The 16,755-nt window shown below is 66.3% G+C and carries 15 protein-coding genes; 5 read left to right on the top strand and 10 right to left on the bottom strand.

Annotated features, from left to right (window positions below; translation table 11 throughout):
- Nucleotides 1-321: 321 nt before the first annotated feature.
- The 3 genes from ACVWY5_RS14000 to ACVWY5_RS13990 form a co-directional block, all read right to left on the bottom strand.
- Nucleotides 322-1,158, bottom strand: a complete 837-nt coding sequence (locus ACVWY5_RS14000) for a Crp/Fnr family transcriptional regulator (protein ID WP_080667121.1) — start codon at nt 1,156-1,158, stop codon at nt 322-324.
- A 233-nt stretch (nt 1,159-1,391) separates the two neighbouring features.
- Nucleotides 1,392-2,093 carry an RlmE family RNA methyltransferase gene (locus tag ACVWY5_RS13995; RefSeq protein ID WP_028335037.1) on the bottom strand — a complete coding sequence of 234 codons (702 nt, stop codon included), beginning with the start codon at nt 2,091-2,093 and terminating at the stop codon, nt 1,392-1,394.
- A 179-nt stretch (nt 2,094-2,272) separates the two neighbouring features.
- Nucleotides 2,273-3,316, bottom strand: coding sequence for a Ppx/GppA phosphatase family protein (locus ACVWY5_RS13990; RefSeq protein ID WP_028335036.1), 1,044 nt, complete (start codon nt 3,314-3,316; stop codon nt 2,273-2,275).
- A gap of 197 nt (nt 3,317-3,513) precedes the next feature.
- Here ACVWY5_RS13990 and ACVWY5_RS13985 point away from each other — a divergent pair, with 197 nt between their 5' ends.
- Nucleotides 3,514-5,886, top strand: a complete 2,373-nt coding sequence (locus ACVWY5_RS13985) for a xanthine dehydrogenase family protein molybdopterin-binding subunit (RefSeq protein WP_028335035.1) — start codon at nt 3,514-3,516, stop codon at nt 5,884-5,886.
- Between the two features lie 221 nt (nt 5,887-6,107).
- On the opposite strand, the gene ACVWY5_RS13980 is transcribed toward ACVWY5_RS13985, so the two are convergent.
- Complete coding sequence (locus ACVWY5_RS13980; RefSeq protein ID WP_028335034.1) at nt 6,108-6,716, bottom strand: 2-hydroxychromene-2-carboxylate isomerase; 609 nt, start codon at nt 6,714-6,716, stop codon at nt 6,108-6,110.
- A complete protein-coding gene (locus tag ACVWY5_RS13975; protein ID WP_028335033.1) occupies nt 6,717-7,520 on the bottom strand; it encodes a hotdog family protein in 804 nt (267 codons plus the stop codon).
- A 135-nt stretch (nt 7,521-7,655) separates the two neighbouring features.
- Between ACVWY5_RS13975 and ACVWY5_RS13970 the strand changes: the two genes are divergently transcribed.
- The 3 genes from ACVWY5_RS13970 to ACVWY5_RS13960 all read left to right on the top strand — a co-directional run bounded on the left by ACVWY5_RS13970 (nt 7,656) and on the right by ACVWY5_RS13960 (nt 11,204).
- Nucleotides 7,656-8,156, top strand: a complete 501-nt coding sequence (locus ACVWY5_RS13970; RefSeq protein WP_028335032.1) for a YaiI/YqxD family protein — start codon at nt 7,656-7,658, stop codon at nt 8,154-8,156.
- 4 nt (nt 8,157-8,160) lie between these two features.
- Nucleotides 8,161-9,978 carry an ATP-binding cassette domain-containing protein gene (locus ACVWY5_RS13965; protein ID WP_028335031.1) on the top strand — a complete coding sequence of 606 codons (1,818 nt, stop codon included), beginning with the start codon at nt 8,161-8,163 and terminating at the stop codon, nt 9,976-9,978.
- Between the two features lie 146 nt (nt 9,979-10,124).
- Nucleotides 10,125-11,204 carry a D-TA family PLP-dependent enzyme gene (locus ACVWY5_RS13960; RefSeq protein WP_028335030.1) on the top strand — a complete coding sequence of 360 codons (1,080 nt, stop codon included), beginning with the start codon at nt 10,125-10,127 and terminating at the stop codon, nt 11,202-11,204.
- A 15-nt stretch (nt 11,205-11,219) separates the two neighbouring features.
- On the opposite strand, the gene ACVWY5_RS13955 is transcribed toward ACVWY5_RS13960, so the two are convergent.
- Entirely contained in the window at nt 11,220-12,122 is a 903-nt protein-coding gene (locus ACVWY5_RS13955) for a LysR family transcriptional regulator (RefSeq protein WP_028335029.1), read from the bottom strand.
- 93 nt (nt 12,123-12,215) lie between these two features.
- Between ACVWY5_RS13955 and ACVWY5_RS13950 the strand changes: the two genes are divergently transcribed.
- Nucleotides 12,216-13,433 carry an MFS transporter gene (locus ACVWY5_RS13950; RefSeq protein WP_028335028.1) on the top strand — a complete coding sequence of 406 codons (1,218 nt, stop codon included), beginning with the start codon at nt 12,216-12,218 and terminating at the stop codon, nt 13,431-13,433.
- Between the two features lie 49 nt (nt 13,434-13,482).
- On the opposite strand, the gene ACVWY5_RS13945 is transcribed toward ACVWY5_RS13950, so the two are convergent.
- The 4 genes from ACVWY5_RS13945 to ACVWY5_RS13930 all read right to left on the bottom strand — a co-directional run bounded on the left by ACVWY5_RS13945 (nt 13,483) and on the right by ACVWY5_RS13930 (nt 16,744).
- On the bottom strand, nt 13,483-14,703 hold the full coding sequence (locus ACVWY5_RS13945) for a TIGR03862 family flavoprotein (protein WP_028335027.1): 1,221 nt from the start codon (nt 14,701-14,703) through the stop codon (nt 13,483-13,485).
- Nucleotides 14,704-14,705: 2 nt separating this feature from the next.
- Nucleotides 14,706-15,623 (bottom strand): SDR family NAD(P)-dependent oxidoreductase, encoded by a 918-nt coding sequence (locus ACVWY5_RS13940; protein WP_028335026.1) that lies wholly within the window; start codon nt 15,621-15,623, stop codon nt 14,706-14,708.
- Nucleotides 15,624-15,879: 256 nt separating this feature from the next.
- Nucleotides 15,880-16,068: a hypothetical protein gene (locus tag ACVWY5_RS13935; protein WP_167350426.1), complete on the bottom strand. Its 189-nt coding sequence runs from the start codon at nt 16,066-16,068 to the stop codon at nt 15,880-15,882.
- Nucleotides 16,069-16,264: 196 nt separating this feature from the next.
- The gene (locus tag ACVWY5_RS13930) at nt 16,265-16,744 is read right to left on the bottom strand and encodes a MaoC family dehydratase (protein ID WP_028335025.1); all 480 of its coding nucleotides are present in this window, start codon (nt 16,742-16,744) and stop codon (nt 16,265-16,267) included.
- Nucleotides 16,745-16,755 lie beyond the last annotated feature (11 nt).

Raw genomic sequence — 16,755 nt, 5'->3', positions numbered from 1 at the left:
CTCCCAGGCCGGCTGGACCAAACGTCTCCGATCAGAAGGGGCGCGGTCCAGCCGACGGTGCGCGGGAGCCGCAATTTCTCACATTGGAGGAGGACCAAGGTGGGCGTCATCATGATCAAATGCCCGCGGACGGGACGTGCGATCAATACCGGCATGAAATCCGACCGCGAGACGTTCCGGTGCAGCACCGTGTTCTTTTCGCGCAGCTATTGCACGAGCTGTCGGACCAATCACGAATGGTTCGCCAGGGACGCGTGGGTCGACGAACCCGAGCTGGAATTGCGCAAGGCGTCCTGACCTCTGCGCTTGCCTAACCCTAATTCAATGGCTTCGTGATCGCTCAGCGCCCGCGCCGCGCGTATGTGCATGAACCTTGTCGCCATTGGTCCACGGTCCGGCGTGCGAACGCCGAGGTCCATGTGGTGGCGCGCCGTGACCGGACGACCTGATCCCTTCCGCGGATACGATGCGGTCGATCCTGCCGCGCATGATCTCGTAGCATTCACAGGCCGCGGTTTCGAGCCGCGGCCTGTCGACCTCGATCGAGCTCCGCCGGTTGGAGCGGATTGCGCCCGAGGCGCGAAGCTTGTGCACGACGTGGGTCACGGTCGTTCGTCGCACGCCCAGCAATTCCGACAGCGTCTCCTGCGTCAACGGCAGCGTGTCGTCACCGATCTGATCGTGAACCTGCAACAGCCACCGGGCCAGGCGGGCCTCCACGGAATGGAGCGCATTGCACGCCGCGATATGCTGGAACTGGACCAGCAACGACCGCATATGGAGCTGTACCGCACTGGCAAGCGCGTGACTGTGCGCGAGCGCGGCGTGAAATCGTGCCGGCGAAATCTGCCACGTCGTGCCCGCGACGCGAACCACCGCGGTCATCGGCGAGCGTATCGACCTGAGTGTCGACAGGATGCCGGCGGCGCCCTCATTGCCGATCATTGTCGTCGCAACGGCCTGTCCGTTCGGCATGTCCATGACGAACGCGATCAATGCCGTGCAGGGAAAATAGATCTGTTCGACGAGGTCGCCCGACCGCACCAGCACGGCGTCGCGTTCGAGCGATACCTTGCGGAGATGAGGCGCAAGCAAATCAAGGTCGGCGGGCGGCAAGGCCGCCAGAAGGCGATTACCTATGCTCGACCTGCGTTCCATCACGGAAGAGCTCCGCAAGACGGAGGCGCGGCTCGCTGCACAAACCTGCCGTGGCGCCAGGCCGGATACGCAACGAACTGACCGCGTCGGGAAGATAGAATACGCCGCAACGGGAAGAGTTCCAATGGTTCAGGTCGCCCGCGACCGCGCTCGCGTAGCGGGGCGGCGCTCCGGCCGCACCCTATGAGAAATCATGGATTGCCTTCGAGGGGGCTTCGGCGGATGCGTCGCCGCTACTCCCCGCGCAATAACGGCTGTTGCTGCCCGCGAAATCCTGTCGCCAAGACATAGCGCTCCGACGAATCCTGCCGGCTGGCGGCCGGCTTGACGTGGCGGACGGTCGCGAAATCGCGCTTCAGCTGCGCCACCAGCTCGGCGTCGGCGCCGCTCTGGAACACTTTTGCCAGGAACGTGCCGCCGGGATTGAGCACTTCGCCGGCGAAATGCGCGGCGGTCTCGACCAGGCCGATGATACGCAGCTGATCGGTCTTGCGATGGCCGGTGGTGTTGGCGGCCATGTCGGACATCACGATGTCGGCGCGGCCGCCCATCATCACGATCAGTTTTTCCGGCGCGTCGTGGTCGAGGAAGTCGAACTGCGCGAAGGTGACGCCTGGAATCTCGCCCATCTCCAGCAGATCGATCGCGACCACCTTGCCCTTGCCGTCGACGGCGCCGGTCCGCTTGGCCGCGATCTGGCTCCAGCCGCCGGGCGCCGCGCCAAGGTCGACCACGGTCATGCCCGGCTTGAGCAGACGGTATTTGTCGTCGATCTCGAGCAGCTTGAAAGCTGCGCGGGAGCGGTAGCCCATCGCCTTGGCCTTGGCGACATAGGGATCGTTGAGCTGGCGCTCGAGCCAGAGTTTTGACGACAGTTTGCGCTTGCCGCCGCTCTTGACCGTGACGTGCAGCCGTCCGGTGGTGTCTTTCGCCATGATGGTTCTTGCGTCTCGGTGTGTGTGCTTCTCCCTCGCCCCGCTCTTGCGGGGAGAGGGTTGGGGTGAGGGGCTGCTTCCGCATACTGAATGTGTGGAAGCGGCCCCTCACCCGGATCTTACGCTTCGCGTAAGATCCGACCTCTCCCCCGCAAGGGCGGGGCGAGGTAGCTCAGGCTCTAGCACGCCCGCAGCGCGCCGTCCTCGCGCATCATCTCGACCAGCATGCCCTCGCGCAGGCCGCGATCGGCGACGCGGAGCCGCGGCATCGGGAACGCGTTGCGGATCGCATCGAGGATCGCGCAGCCGGCGAGCACCAAATCGGCGCGCTCGACGCTGATGCAGTTGTTGTTGACGCGCGCCTCATAGCTCATGCCGAGCAGCTTCTGGATCGTCGCGGTGACGTCGCAATCGTTCATCCAGATGCCGTCGATGCGGCGGCGGTCGTAGCGCGACAGATTGAGGAACACGCCGGCGAGCGTGGTCACGGTGCCCGAGGTGCCGAGCATGTGCATGTCGCGCAGATCCTTGCCGTGCTCGGCCGCGAACGGCGCGACGTGCCGCGCGACCTCATCGATCATTCGCGCATACATATCCCTGGTGACGTTCTTGCCGCCGAAATGTTCGGCCAGCGTGACGACGCCGAGCGGGATCGACATCCACGCCTTGATGCGTGGCGCCGCGTCGAGCGCGTTGGGGTCGCGCTCGATCCGCACCAGCTCGGTCGAGCCGCCGCCGATATCGAACAGGATGGCGCCCCGCCCCTTCGGATCAAGCAGCGGCGAGCAGCCGATCACGGCGAGCGTCGCCTCGGTCTCACGATCGATCACCTCGAGCTTGATGCCGGTCTCGGCCGCCACCCGCGCACGGAAACTCTCGGCGTTGCCGGCGGCGCGGCAGGCCTCGGTGGCGATCAGGCGGAGCCGGCGCGCCTTGCGATAGCGGATCTTGTCGCTGCAGATGGCCAGTGCGGCAATCGCACGCTCGATCGCGGCCTCGCTGATCGAGCCGGTGGCGGCGATGCCCTCGCCGAGCCTGATGATCCGCGAGAAGGAATCGACCACGCGGAACCCGTCGCCGGTGGGACAGGCGATCAACAGCCGGCAATTGTTGGTGCCAAGGTCCAGCGCGGCGTAGACGCCACTTTCCGCCGCTGCCGCAACCAACCCTGGCGGGGCTTCGCTGGCCGGGGGGCCGTCGCAAAGCCGCACATGGTCGTTCATCAAAACTGTCTTTCCGCGGGACCAAAAGGCCCGCCGAATAATTATCGTTCACGGAAACTTTAGCAGCGTCAAAGCCCTACGCAAACTCCGTTCACATTGGGTCCATGCCCAATCGGGCGTTGTCGTTAAGGGGGGTGTGCGTTATCTCCTCAGCGCCCCCAAACTCCAGCAAATCCGGGCATTTCAGGTCATTTTCGATGCAAGATCACACGCCGCCTGCCTCCCTCGAAAACGCTATCGCACTGCAAAAATACGGTGTCGGACAGCCTGTTCGACGAAAGGAGGACGACACCCTGGTGCGTGGCAAGGGCAAATACACCGACGATTTCTCGCTGCCCGGCCAGGCCACTTGCTGGATGGTTCGCTCCTCGCATGCTCACGGAATCATCAAGGGGATCGATACGGCGGCCGCCAGGGCGATGCCGGGCGTGCTCGGGGTCTGGACCGGCGCCGACCTTGCCGCCGCCGGCTACAACCCCTTCACCTGCGGCCTGCCGCTGAAGAACCGCGACGGCTCCCCGCTCAAGCAGACCAACCGCCCCGCGCTGGTGACCGACAAGGTGCGCTTCGTCGGCGATCCCGTCGCCTTCGTGGTCGCGGAGACCGCGGCGCAGGCGCGCGATGCCGCCGAGGCTGTCGGGGTGGATATCGAGCCGCTGCCCGCGGTGACCGATGCGGCCGAGGCTGCCAAGCCGGGCGCGCCGCAACTCTATGACGACATCCCCGATAACGTCGCGCTCGACTATCACTATGGCGACACCGCCAAGATCGAGGCGGCGTTCGCCGGCGCGGCGCACGTCACCAAGCTCGACATCGTCAACACCCGCGTCGCCGTGGTCTCGATGGAGCCGCGCGTCGCGCTCGCGCATTACGACAAGAAAACCGAACGCTTCACGCTGCAGGTGCCGACCCAGGGCGTGTCCGGCAACAAGGCGATTTTGGCGCGCCTGCTCAACGTGCCCGCCGACAAGGTCCGCATCCTCACCGGCAATGTCGGCGGCTCGTTCGGGATGAAGAACCTCAACTATCCCGAATATACCTGCATCGCGCATGCGGCGCGTGAACTGGGCCGCCCGGTGAAGTGGCTGGACGAGCGCTCGACCAGCTTCCTGTCCGACAGCCAGGGCCGCGCGCAGCTGATCCACGCCGAGCTCGCGCTCGATGCCGACGGCAAGTTCCTCGCGGTGCGGCTGTCCGGCTACGGCAATCTCGGCGCCTACATCACCGGAGTCGCGCCGGGCCCGCTGTCGCTCAACACCGGCAAGAACCTCGCCAGCGTCTATCGCACGCCGCTGCTCGGCGTCGACATCAAGACGGTCCTGACCAACACCACGCTGATGGGCGCCTATCGCGGCGCCGGCCGGCCCGAGGCCAACTACTACATGGAGCGGCTGATCGATGCCGCCGCCGACGAGATGGGCATCAACCGCTTCACGCTGCGCAAGCGCAATTTCATCAAGCCGTCGCAGCTGCCCTTCCCGGCGGCGTCCGGCGTCACCTACGACAGCGGCGATTTCGCCGGCGTGTTCCACAAGGCGCTGGAAATCTCCGACTACGACAACTTCGCCAAGCGCAAGAAGGAGAGCAAGAAGAGCGGCAAGCTGCGCGGCATCGCCGTCGGCTCCTATCTCGAGGTCACCGCGCCGCCGTCTGGCGAGCTCGGCAAGATCACCTTCGAGCCCGACGGATCGGTGAAGCTCACCACCGGCACGCTGGATTACGGCCAGGGCCACGCCACGCCGTTCGCGCAGGTGCTGTCTGACCAGCTTGGGGTGCCCTTCGAGAAGATCACCCTCGAACAGGGCGACAGCGATCTGGTGCGGTTCGGCAACGGCACCGGCGGCTCGCGCTCGATCACCGCGACTGGACAGGCGATCGTCGAGGCCTCGGCGCTCGTCGTCGAGAAGGGCAAGAAGGCCGCCGCGCATATGCTGGAGGCCTCCGAGGCCGACATCGAATTCGGCGCCGGCCGCTTCACCATCGCCGGCACCGACCGCTCGATCGGCATCATGGAGCTCGCCGAGCGGATGCGCGCCGGCAAGATGCCGGAAGGCACGCCGGAGACCCTCGACGTCGATCACTCTACCAAGGAGACGGCGTCGACCTTCCCGAACGGCTGCCACGTCGCCGAGGTCGAGATTGATCCCGACACCGGTGTGACGCGGATCGTCCGCTACTCCGCGGTCAACGATTTCGGCGTCGTGGTCAATCCGATGATCGTCGCGGGCCAGCTGCATGGCGGCGTCGCGCAGGGTATCGGCCAGGCGCTGATGGAGGAGATCAGCTACGACGCCTCCGGCCAGCCGATCACCGGCTCGTTCATGGACTACGCGCTGCCGCGTGCCGGCGACGTGCCGGCGATGCTGGTCGGCGATCATCCTTCGCCGGCGAAATCCAACCCGCTCGGCACCAAGGGCTGCGGCGAAGCCGGCTGCGCCGGCAGCCTCGTCTGCATCGTCAACGCCGTGGTCGACGCGCTGTCGGAATACGGCATCAAGCACATCAACATGCCGCTGACGCCCGAACGCGTCTGGCGCGCGATCCAGGACGCCAAGGCGAGCGCGGCGTAAGGCGCCGTTTCGCCTCACCCACCGCTGTCATCACCCGCCACCGGGTCGGCGCGATGCGCCGCCCGATGACAGGCTCCAGCAGGTGATCCAGTATTCCAGAGGCAGCAGTTGTTGAGCCGAGAAGCCGCGGCGTACTGGATACCCCGCATGCGCGGGGTATGACACCTGTTGGTGCGGGGCGGTCTTGCCCCTTCCCTACGTCGTCGCCCGCTCGGGTCCAATCACGCCAACGTCTTCAGCGCGCGGTCCAGAAATTCCACCCGGTCCTGTCCCCAAAAAATCTCGCCGGACGGCAGCACGTAGCTCGGCGCGCCGAACACGCCGGCCTTCAGCGCGTCCTGCGTATACTGCTCGTAGAGCCGGTCGAGCTCGACATCCGACGGAGCGCCCGCGCGCAGGGCGGCCACGTCGAGGCCGGCGCGTTGCGCGGCGGCCGACATGACGTCGGCGTCGGCGAGTGCCTCCTCGCGTTCCCAGATCGCGCGGCCGAACTCCAGCGACAGGCGGTGCGCATCCTTCCCCTGCAGGGCGGCAGCAATGACGAGGCGCACCGCCGCAAGGTCATCGCTGGGAAAATACCTAGGCTCGACGTTGAGCGGAATGCCCCTCACCTCGCGCCAGCGCCTCAACTCCACCAGCCGATACGCCTGCCGTTGCGGCGAGCGTTTCGGCAGCGGCAGGCCGCCGGTCTGCTCGAAGATCGGACCGAACTTGCAGGGCTTGACGTTGACGCTTGCGCCATGGCGCCGCGCGATCTCAGCAAACGGCGCGCTGCCCATGAAGGTCCAGGGCGAGTTCAGCGACAGATAATAGTCGATGGTGATGGACATCTACGCCGCCGTCTGTTCGCGCGGTTGAACAATCGCGATGTGCCAGCAATGCGCGAGCGGCACGCCATTGCCGAGCACCAGCGCATCGAGCTCGACGAAGCGGTGGCCTTTCTTGTCGTAATTGCCGGTCACCTTGGCGCGCGCGGTCAGCTCGTCGCCGATCTTGCCCGCCGACAGCAGCTGCATGCGGGTGCCGACATGGATCCAGGGCCCGAGGATCGCATTGTCGACCAGCACCTTGTTCATCACCCGCGGCAGCAGGCCGGGATGGCCGAGACCCTCGCGCAGGTAGATCGGGTCGGTCTCGCGGATATCGGCGAGATACTCCTTCGCGGCATCGCCCGACCAGTCGCGCGGGATGGTGCCGAGCCACTTGCCCTCCTCATAGGACGACGCACTGACCGGCTTGCGCTCGGCGACCGCGGCAACCTGCTTGTAGTCGTCGAGCACGAATTTCGGCGCGGACACCGGCAGCGAGGCGGTGCCGGTGGCGCAGAGCTCGCCGCGGCTGTGGAGCTCGATCGTCAGCCCATTGCCGGTCTCCTGGCCGGTCAATTCCGCGATCTCGCCGTCATAGACCGGTTTCACGAACCGCGCCTCGATCAGGCCGCGCGCGAGGAAATCGCGGCCCCATTTCTCGACCGGCAGGTGCATCATGTAGGCCATCACGTCGACGCCGGGCACCAGCCCGCCGGAAAAGCCGAACTTCCGCGCCACGGTGTCGTCGTGAATCTTGTTCTCCGACAGTTTCGAGGTGTTGTACGCCGAGACGCGGTAGGTCAGCGAAGCCGTCTTCGAATCCATGGGGTTTCCCCTTATTTCCGTTGTTTTTCTCAGGCAATCGTAGTCGAACCGGGCAGCGTGACAAGCCTCTCGTTTTGCTCGCTATTTTCCGCCCGATGGAGTACACGCAGGCCGCGCCTGCCAACCCTGGAATCGATGACTGAAACCCCTGCTCCCACCCGCATCTATGTCGACGCCGACGCCTGCCCGGTGAAGGACGAGATCTATCGCGTCGCGATCCGGCTCGGCGTGCCCGTCAGCGTGGTCGCGGGCAATTTCATCCGCGTGCCGCAGGATCCGCTGATCGAGCGCATCGCCGCCGGTTCCGACATGGATGCGGCCGACGACTGGATCGCCGAGCGCGCGCATGAAGGCGACGTCGTGATCACGGCGGACATTCCGCTGGCGAGCCGCTGCGTCAAGGCCGGCGCCGACGTGATCGCGCCGAACGGCAAGCCGTTCACCGAACAGTCGATCGGCATGACGCTCGCGGTGCGCAATCTGATGACCGATCTGCGCTCGTCGGGCGAGATCACCGGCGGACCGAAATCATATTCGCCGCGCGACCGCTCGACCTTCCTGTCGACGCTCGACCAGACCATCCGCCGCATCCAGCGCCGCCGCGCCGAGCAGGCGCAGGCGAGCCAGCAGGGTTAGCGCGATGGCCCCGCCTCCTCTCATCCAGCTCAAGGACATCAGCCTGACCTTCGGCGGCACACCGCTGCTGACCGGCGTCGAGCTGTCGGTCTCCGCGGGCGAGCGCGTCTGCCTGATCGGCCGCAACGGCTCCGGCAAATCGACGCTGCTGCGGATCGCGGCCGGCCTGGTCGAGCCCGACGCCGGCAGCCGTTTCGTGCAGCCCGGCGCCACCATCCGCTATCTGCCGCAGGAGCCGGATTTCGGCGAGCACAAGACGACGCTGGCCTATGTCGAGGCCGGGCTTGGCCCCGGCGACGACCACTACCAGGCGCGCTATCTGCTCGAACAGCTCGGCCTCAGTGGCGAAGAAGATCCGGCGCATGTCTCAGGCGGCGAGGCACGCCGCGCGGCGCTGGCCCGCGTGCTGGCGCCCTCGCCCGATATTTTGCTGCTGGACGAGCCGACCAACCATCTCGACCTGCCGACCATCGAATGGCTCGAGGGCGAATTGGAAAGCCGGCGCTGCGCGCTGGTGCTGATCAGCCACGACCGCCGCTTCCTCACCAATCTGTCGCGCACCACGGCCTGGCTCGACCGTGGCCAGATCCGGCAGATCGAGCGCGGCTTCGGCGCCTTCGAGGCGTGGCGCGACGAGGTGCTGGCCGAGGAAGAGCGCGAGCAGCACAAGCTCGACCGCAAGATCGTCAACGAGGAGCACTGGCTGCGCTACGGCGTCTCCGGCCGCCGCAAGCGCAACGTCAAGCGGCTCGGCAATCTGCATGCGCTGCGCGACCAGCGCCGCGATTATCGCGGCGCCACCGGCAATGCCACGCTCGCCGCCGCCGAGGCCGAGAAATCCGGCCGCCTGGTGATCGAGGCCAAGAACATCGCGAAGGCGTTCGGCGAGCGCAAGATCGTCGACGGCTTCTCGACCCGGATCCAGCGCGGCGACCGGCTCGGTATCGTCGGCCCGAACGGCGCCGGCAAGACCACGCTGGTGCACCTGCTGATCGGCAACGATCCGCCCGACTCCGGTTCGGTGCGGCTCGGGGCCAATATCGAGATGGCAACCCTCGACCAGCACCGCGAGAGCCTCGACCCGAAGCTGACGCTGGCCGAGGCGCTGACCGGCGGCCGCGGCGATCACGTCATGGTCGGCGACAAGTCGAAGCACGTCATCGGCTACATGAAGGATTTCCTCTTCGCGCAGGAGCAGCGCGGCACGCCGCTCGAAGCGCTCTCCGGCGGCGAGCGCGGCCGCCTGATGCTGGCGCGCGCGCTGGCCAAGCCGTCCAACCTTTTGATCCTGGACGAGCCGACCAACGACCTCGACCTCGAAACCCTCGATGTGCTCGAGGACATGCTCGGCGATTACGAAGGCACAGTGATCCTGATCAGCCACGACCGCGACTTCCTCGACCGCGTGGTGACGTCGGTGATCGTGCCCGAAGGCCAGGGACGCTGGATCGAATATGCCGGCGGCTATTCCGACATGCTGGCGCAGCGCGGTGCCGACGTGAAGCGCGAGACGGTGAAGGCGGATGCAGCGACAGAAGAGAAGAAGGAAGCCAGAGCCGCGGCGCCCGAAGCAGCACCGAGGCGCCGGCTGAGCTTCAACGAGAAGCACGCGCTGGAAACCTTGCCGAAGACGATCGACAAGCTGCACAACGAGATCGCCAAGCAGCAGAAGCTGCTCGACGATCCCGATCTCTATACGAAGGATCGCAAGACATTCGACGCCGCCTCGGCGGCGATCGCAAAGGCGCAGCAGGAGCTCGCCGCCGCCGAGGACCGCTGGCTCGAACTCGAGGTGCTGCGCGAAGAGATCGAACAAGCGTAGTGTAGGATGGGTGGAGCCAACGGGACCGCGCAAAGCGCGGCCCGATGATAAACTCCGCAAAATCCATCCTGTGTCCGCGCAGAAGAGAGTCGATGGGTTTTGCGTCGCTCTACCCATCCTACGAGGTCGGAGAAGAAGGATAAATCATGACCACGCCCCTCGCCGCCAAGATCGCCAAGGAATACGGCACGCCCTGCGCCGTGATCGACATGGACCGGGTCGAGCGCAACATCGCGCGCATCCAGAAGGCCTGCGACGAGGCCGGCGTCGCCAACCGCCCGCATATCAAGACGCACAAAAACCCGATGCTGGCGCAGCTGCAGATCAAGGCCGGCGCCAAGGGCATCACCTGCCAGAAGCTCGGCGAGGCCGAGATCATGGCGGACGCCGGCATCGACAACATCCTGATCAGCTACAATCTGCTCGGTGACGAGAAGATGGCACGGCTCGGCGCGCTGCAAGGCAAGGCCAACGTAACCGTCGCCGCCGACAATTCCGTCGTCGTCGGCGATCTGCCGAAGGCCGCAGCCGCCTCCGGCCGCTCACTCTCGGTCGTGGTCGAATGCGACACCGGCCGCAAGCGCGCCGGCGTCGAGACCCCGGCCGAGGCGATCGCGCTGGCGCGGGAGATCGCAGCCTCCAAGGGCCTCAGCTTCGCGGGCTTCATGCTGTACCCGACCGAGACCGGCTGGGCCGATGCGCAGAAATTCTACGACGAGGCGCTGGCCGGCGTTCGCGCCCACGGCCTCGACGCGACCATCGTCTCCACCGGCGGCACGCCGAACCTGAAGAACCTCGGCAAGCTGAAGGGCGGCACCGAGCATCGCTTCGGCACCTACATCTACAACGACCGCATGCAGGTCGCGGCCGGCGTCGCGACCTGGGACGATTGCGCGCTGCATATCTATTCGACCGTCGTCAGCCGCGCCGGCCCGGAGCGCGGCATCCTCGATGCCGGCTCCAAGACGCTGACCTCGGACACCGGCGGCCTCGAAGGCCACGGCCTGATCCTCGAACATCCCGAGGCCAGGATCGCGCGCTTCGCCGAGGAACACGGCTTCCTTGATCTGTCCCGCAGCAACACGCGGCCCAATGTCGGCGACGTGGTGCGGATCGTGCCCAATCACGTCTGCGTCGTCGTCAACATGATGGACGAGGTCGTGATGGTGCGCGGTGACGAGATCATCGGTGCGTTGCCTGTGACGGCACGCGGGAAGTTGCGCTAGCCGCATCCTACGCATTTACCCGTGCATCAGCGCCTGCAACTCGCGATCCAGCGCTGCGCGAAACACCTCGATCGGCCGCGCCAGCCGGCCGGCCGGCGGGCGATGCACGATCCAGGCGCGGACCGCGGGATTGAAATCCGCGATCTTCACGGCCTTGAGCCGGCTACGGATCGGGCTTCGTTTCAGCGCCACCGGCGTCACGAGGCCGATGCCGAGCCCGCGCGCCACCAGCGACAGCCGCAGCTCGCTATCGAGCGCCTCGACCGCGATGTTGAACGGCAGATGCGCCGCATCGAAATGGCGCTTCAGCGTCTGGCGGAAGCCGCAGCCGTCCTGGTTGATCACCCATCCGGTCCGCGACAGCCATTCGAGATCGACGGACTTCGGCGTCTTCATGTCGCGCGCGACGACGAACACCACCGGCTGCGCGCCGAGATCGGAGGCCACGAGATCGTCGGGCGGCGCGGTGCGGTCAGGCAAACAGATTGCCGCGGCATCGAGCTCGTTGCGGCTGACCCGCTCCATATGGTTGGGCGACCAGCCCGAGACGACGCGCACCGCCAGCGCTGGAAATTCGCCGCGCACCGCGTCGAGCGGTCCGGTGAGCCCCGCCTCCGACAAAAACGGCGTCAAGCCGAGCCTGAACTCGCCGCGCACCACGCCGTCATTGGCGACGCCTGACTTGAGGTCGTCGAGCATGCGCAACAGCCGGCGGCCCAGCTCATAGGCCTCGATTCCCGCCGCCGTCGGCTTCAGCGGCTTGGAGAGCCGGTCGAGCAGCTGCGCGCCGAGCATCTCCTCGAGATTCTGGATCCGCCGCGTCACGCCGGGCTGGGTCAGGTTCAGCCGCGCCGAGGCCGCGACGATCGATCCGGTCTCCACCACGGCGACGAACGCCACGAGGTCATGTGTGTTCATAACAATCTCGCATATTCTTCATCATTTTATTTGAATTGTAGCATATTATGCTGATCCCCTAAAGGGGGCCTTGCCACTCCATCGCGAGGCCCCATGACCATCTCCGAAGCCACCAAACTCTCCCCGGCGCGGACCGTCGCCGTGCGTCCGCTGATCTGGATCGGCGCCATCACGACCGGCACCGTCGTCACCAATCTCTTTGCGCCGCAGATCCTCGTTGGCCTGATGGGCCGCTCGCTCGGCATGACCGAGCTGGAGGCCGGCCTGATCTCGACGCTGACCCTGCTCGGCTACGCGCTCGGGCTGTTGTTGCTGGTACCGCTGGTCGACCTCGTCGAGAACAAGCGGCTGATCCTGCGGACGCTGGCCTGCGCTATCGTCGCGGCGATCGGCACCGCGATGGCGCCGACGCCGCTGATCCTGCTGGCCGCCACCTTCATCCTCGGCGCCTCCTGCGCCGCGATCCAGATGGTGGTGCCGCTGGTGGCGTCGATGGTGCCGCCGGAGCGCCGGGGACAGGCGATCGGCGATGTGATGAGCGGCCTGATGATCGGCATCCTGCTGTCGCGACCAATGGCGAGCCTGATCGCGGACAGCTGGAACTGGCGCGGCTACTATGTCACCTCGGCCGTGCTGATGACGGTGCTCGCCGCCGCACTGGCGCGCACCCTGCCGACGCTGCGGCCTGCGGCGAAGGTCAGCTACGGCGCGCTGCTGCGTTCGTTCCCAAAACTGCTGCGCGAGGAGCCGGTGCTGCGCGTCCGGTCCTGGACCGCGGCGCTGGTGATGGCCTCGTTCACTGCGTTCTGGGCCGCCGTGGCGCTGCGGCTGCCGGATGCGCCGTTCAAGCTCGACGCCAGGGGGATCGCGCTGTTCGCGCTGATCGGCGTTGCCGGCGCTATCGCGACACCGCTGGCCGGCCGCTGGGGCGACCGTGGCCTGGCGCGGCCGATGCTGATCGGCTCGCACATTCTGATCATTGCATCGCTGGCGCTGTGCGCGTGGGCCGGGGTGCTGGAGTCGCGGATCGCTGCACTCGTCGTGCTGAGCCTCGGCACCATCCTGCTCGATCTCGGCATCACCACCGACCAGACGCTCGGCCGCCGCGCCGTCAACCTGCTGCGGCCCGAGGCGCGCGGCCGGATCAACGGCCTGTTCGTGGCGCTGTTCTTCATCGGCGGCGCCGTCGGCGCGGCTGCGGCCTCCGCGGCGTGGAGCTTTGGTGGCTGGACCGCGGTGTGCGCGGTGGCTGCAGCGTTCGGTGTGCTTGGGTTGATCACCGACCTCGCGACGAAGACGGGATCAGAATGAGTGGCACGGCGTGGGATGGGTTTCGCTTCGCTCTACCCATCCTACAGAGCTACGATTTCTGCGCGAACCATCGCAACGCCCCCTTCCCGCCGGCGACGCCCGTTGCAAACGACGCCTGCAACAGATAGCCGCCGGTCGGCGCTTCCCAATCGAGCATCTCGCCGGCCGCGAAGACGCCGGGCAGCCGCCGCAGCATGAAATGCGCGTCGAGCTCGTCGAACCTGATCCCGCCGGCGCTCGAGATCGCGCGGGCGATCGGCGCCACGCCGGTGATCCGGATCGGCACCGCATTGATCAGTTCGGCCAATTCGGCCGGCGGCAGCGCGGCCAGCGAACGGCCGGCGGCGACCGCCGCCTCCTGCAACAAACCGATGCCGACCGGCGAAAGCTGCGCGGCCTTGCGCAGGAAATTGGAGACGGTCTGCTTGCCCTTCGGCGCCGAGAGGCGCGCGACCAGTTCGTCACGCGCGGCGTCGGGCCGCAGTGCCACCATCAGGGTCGCCGTGCCCTTGGCGAGCACTGCCTCGCGCAATTCCGCCGACAGCGTATAGATGGCACCGCCTTCGATGCCGGCGCGGGTGACGATCGCCTCGCCGCGCACCGTATGCGAGCCGATCGTGAGCGCGACTCCCTTGAGCGGCCGGCCTTCGAACCGGTCGCGGAAGATATTTGACCAGGCAACCGTGAAGCCGGAATTGGCTGGCTTGATCGGCGCCACCGCAACGCCCTTCGCGGTGAGGATCTCCGCCCAGGCGCCATCGGAGCCGAGCCGCGGCCAGCTCGCGCCGCCGAGTGCCAGCACGATTGCATCGGCCTTGGCTGTGCGCTGGCCGTCCGGCGTCTCGAACAGCAGTCCGCCGCGCGCGTCCCATCCAACCCAGCGATGCCGGAATGCGAACGCAACGCCCGCGGAATCGAGCCGCCGTAGCCAGGCACGCAGCAGGGGCGATGCCTTGAACGCCTCGGGGAATACGCGGCCGCTGGTACCGACGAATGTCGGCTGCCCCAGCGCATCGCTCCAGGCGCGTAAGGCATCGGGCGGAAATGCCTCGATCGCAGCCTTCAGATGCGGCATCGCCTCGCGATAGCGCGCAAGGAAGTCCGGCAGCGGCTCGGAGTGGGTGAGATTGAGCCCGCCACGGCCGGCCATCAGGAACTTGCGGCCGGCCGACGGCATCGCATCGTAGACGGTGACCTGTGCGCCACCTTGCGCGAGCACCTCCGCCGCCATCAGGCCGGCAGGTCCGGCTCCGATGACGGCGACGGTCATGCTCAGAGCTTGATCCCGGCCCGCGCGGCGGCCTGGGCGACATACTTCTGCGTCTGCTCGAACGCGCCCTGCAGCGCCTTCGCGGTCGACATGTCGCTGATCGCATTGAAGTGCGCGGCGACGCCGTCCGGCGTCCATTCGGACTGCGGCAGGTTGACGCCTTCGGTCTCCAGCACGCGGATCACCGCAAACGAGCCGGCGCCGGCGCCCATGATGGTGCGGGTCGGTGCGTCCTCCGAGAGCAGGAATTCGACCGCCGGCGTGATCGCTTCCGGCTTCATTAGTTGAAGCGCCTGCGGCGGCAGCAGTTCCTCGGTCATGCGGGTCGCAGCCGTCGGCGAGATGGTGTTGACCTTGATGTTGTTCTTGCGACCCTCTTCGGCGAGCACGTTCATCAGGCCGACCATGCCGGCCTTCGCCGCGCCGTAGTTGGCCTGGCCGAAATTGCCGAACAGACCGGACGACGAGGTCGTCAGCACGATGCGGCCGTAGTTGCGCTCGCGCATGCCGGCCCACACCGCCTTGCAGCAGTAGAAGGTGCCGGTGAGATGCACGTCGAGCACCTTGGCCCAGTCGGCGACCTCGAGCTTGGTGAACGACTTGTCGCGCAGGATGCCGGCATTGGCGCAGAGCAAATCGACGCTGCCCCACTCCTTGGTGGCGCGCTCGACCATCGCGGTGACCTGCTCGAAGTTCGAGACGTCGGCGCCGTCGGCCATCGCAGTGCCGCCGGCTTTCCGGATCTCCTCGACCACGGTCTCGGCCGGCGACAACGAGCCGCCGGTGCCGTCGCGCGCGCCGCCGAAATCGTTGACCACGACCTTGGCGCCGCGGCTCGCCAGCCCCAGCGCATGCGCCCGCCCAAGACCATTGCCCGCGCCGGTGACGATAGCGACGCGTCCGTCAAACCTGATTGCCATGCTGTTGATTCCTGTTCTTTCTTTCTCCACTTGTGGGAGAAGGTGGCGCGCGCGAGCGCGCCGGATGAGGGGTTCTCTCCACGGATGAGCACGCGGAGAGAGACCCCTCACCCGGCTTCATCTCGCTCCGCTCGATTTCGCCACCCTCTCCCACAAGGGGAGAGGGTGCACGCCTGAGCGGCATGAAAAGGTTGGGGACTTTTGAGCAGCGATGGATGGCCGGGTCAAGTGTTGCGCTGACCGGCCACGGGGTCAGTTAGACTTCAGGGGCCATCGACCCGCAAGGTTTCAAGGCTTTGAACCGGTGCCCATCGTTCAAGGTCTTGTCCTTCAAGCTCTTGATCAGGTGCCCGTTCCAGCACTCATGATGCTCCTGGGCGTAGCTGATCGAGCCGATCACAATCAATGCGATGACAACAAGTCCGGCGACGATGTTCTGCACCATGGCTGCCACTCCCGGGACCGCACCGCCTAAAGGCGGCATGATGGACACCGGGGATCAAGGCCGTCAATGCGCTTCTTGGACCATGCGGGTTCGCTCCACCTCTGCTGCTTGCGGAAAAGGTGGAGCTACTCAACCATCTCCTGGAGCCTTTTCCGTTCCGAATGAATCGGAACGGGGCTCTAGATTCCTGTTCGCTCTAGCTGAAATAGATCAGGCCTAGCCAGTCGGCGACCAGCGCGGGCTTGTCCTCGCCTTCGATCTCGACCGTGACGTTGGTGCGCGACAACAACTCCTTCGGCTTGCGCAGCGTGGCTTCGGCCAGCACGAAGCGGCCGCGGACGCGTTTGCCCGAGCGCACCGGCGAGATGAAGCGCAGCTTGTCGAAGCCGTAATTGACGCCCATCGCGGTGCCTTCGACGACCGGCATCACCTCGTAGGACATGATCGACATCAGCGACATCGTCAGGAAGCCATGGGCGATCGTGGTGCCGAAGGCGGTCTCCTTTTTGGCGCGCTCGGGATCGACGTGGATGAACTGGTGATCCTCGATCACGTCGGCATAGGTGTCGATGCGGGCCTGATCGAGCAGGTGCCACGAGGACACGCCGATCTCCTTGCCGACCATGCCCTGGTAGGTTTCCAGCGACACCGGCGGCTTCTTCCAGACTTCGTTCATTGGCTAACCTC

It is taken from the genome of Bradyrhizobium sp. USDA 3256, from assembly GCF_054058275.1.
This window is presented reverse-complemented; position numbering and strand designations above follow the sequence as displayed.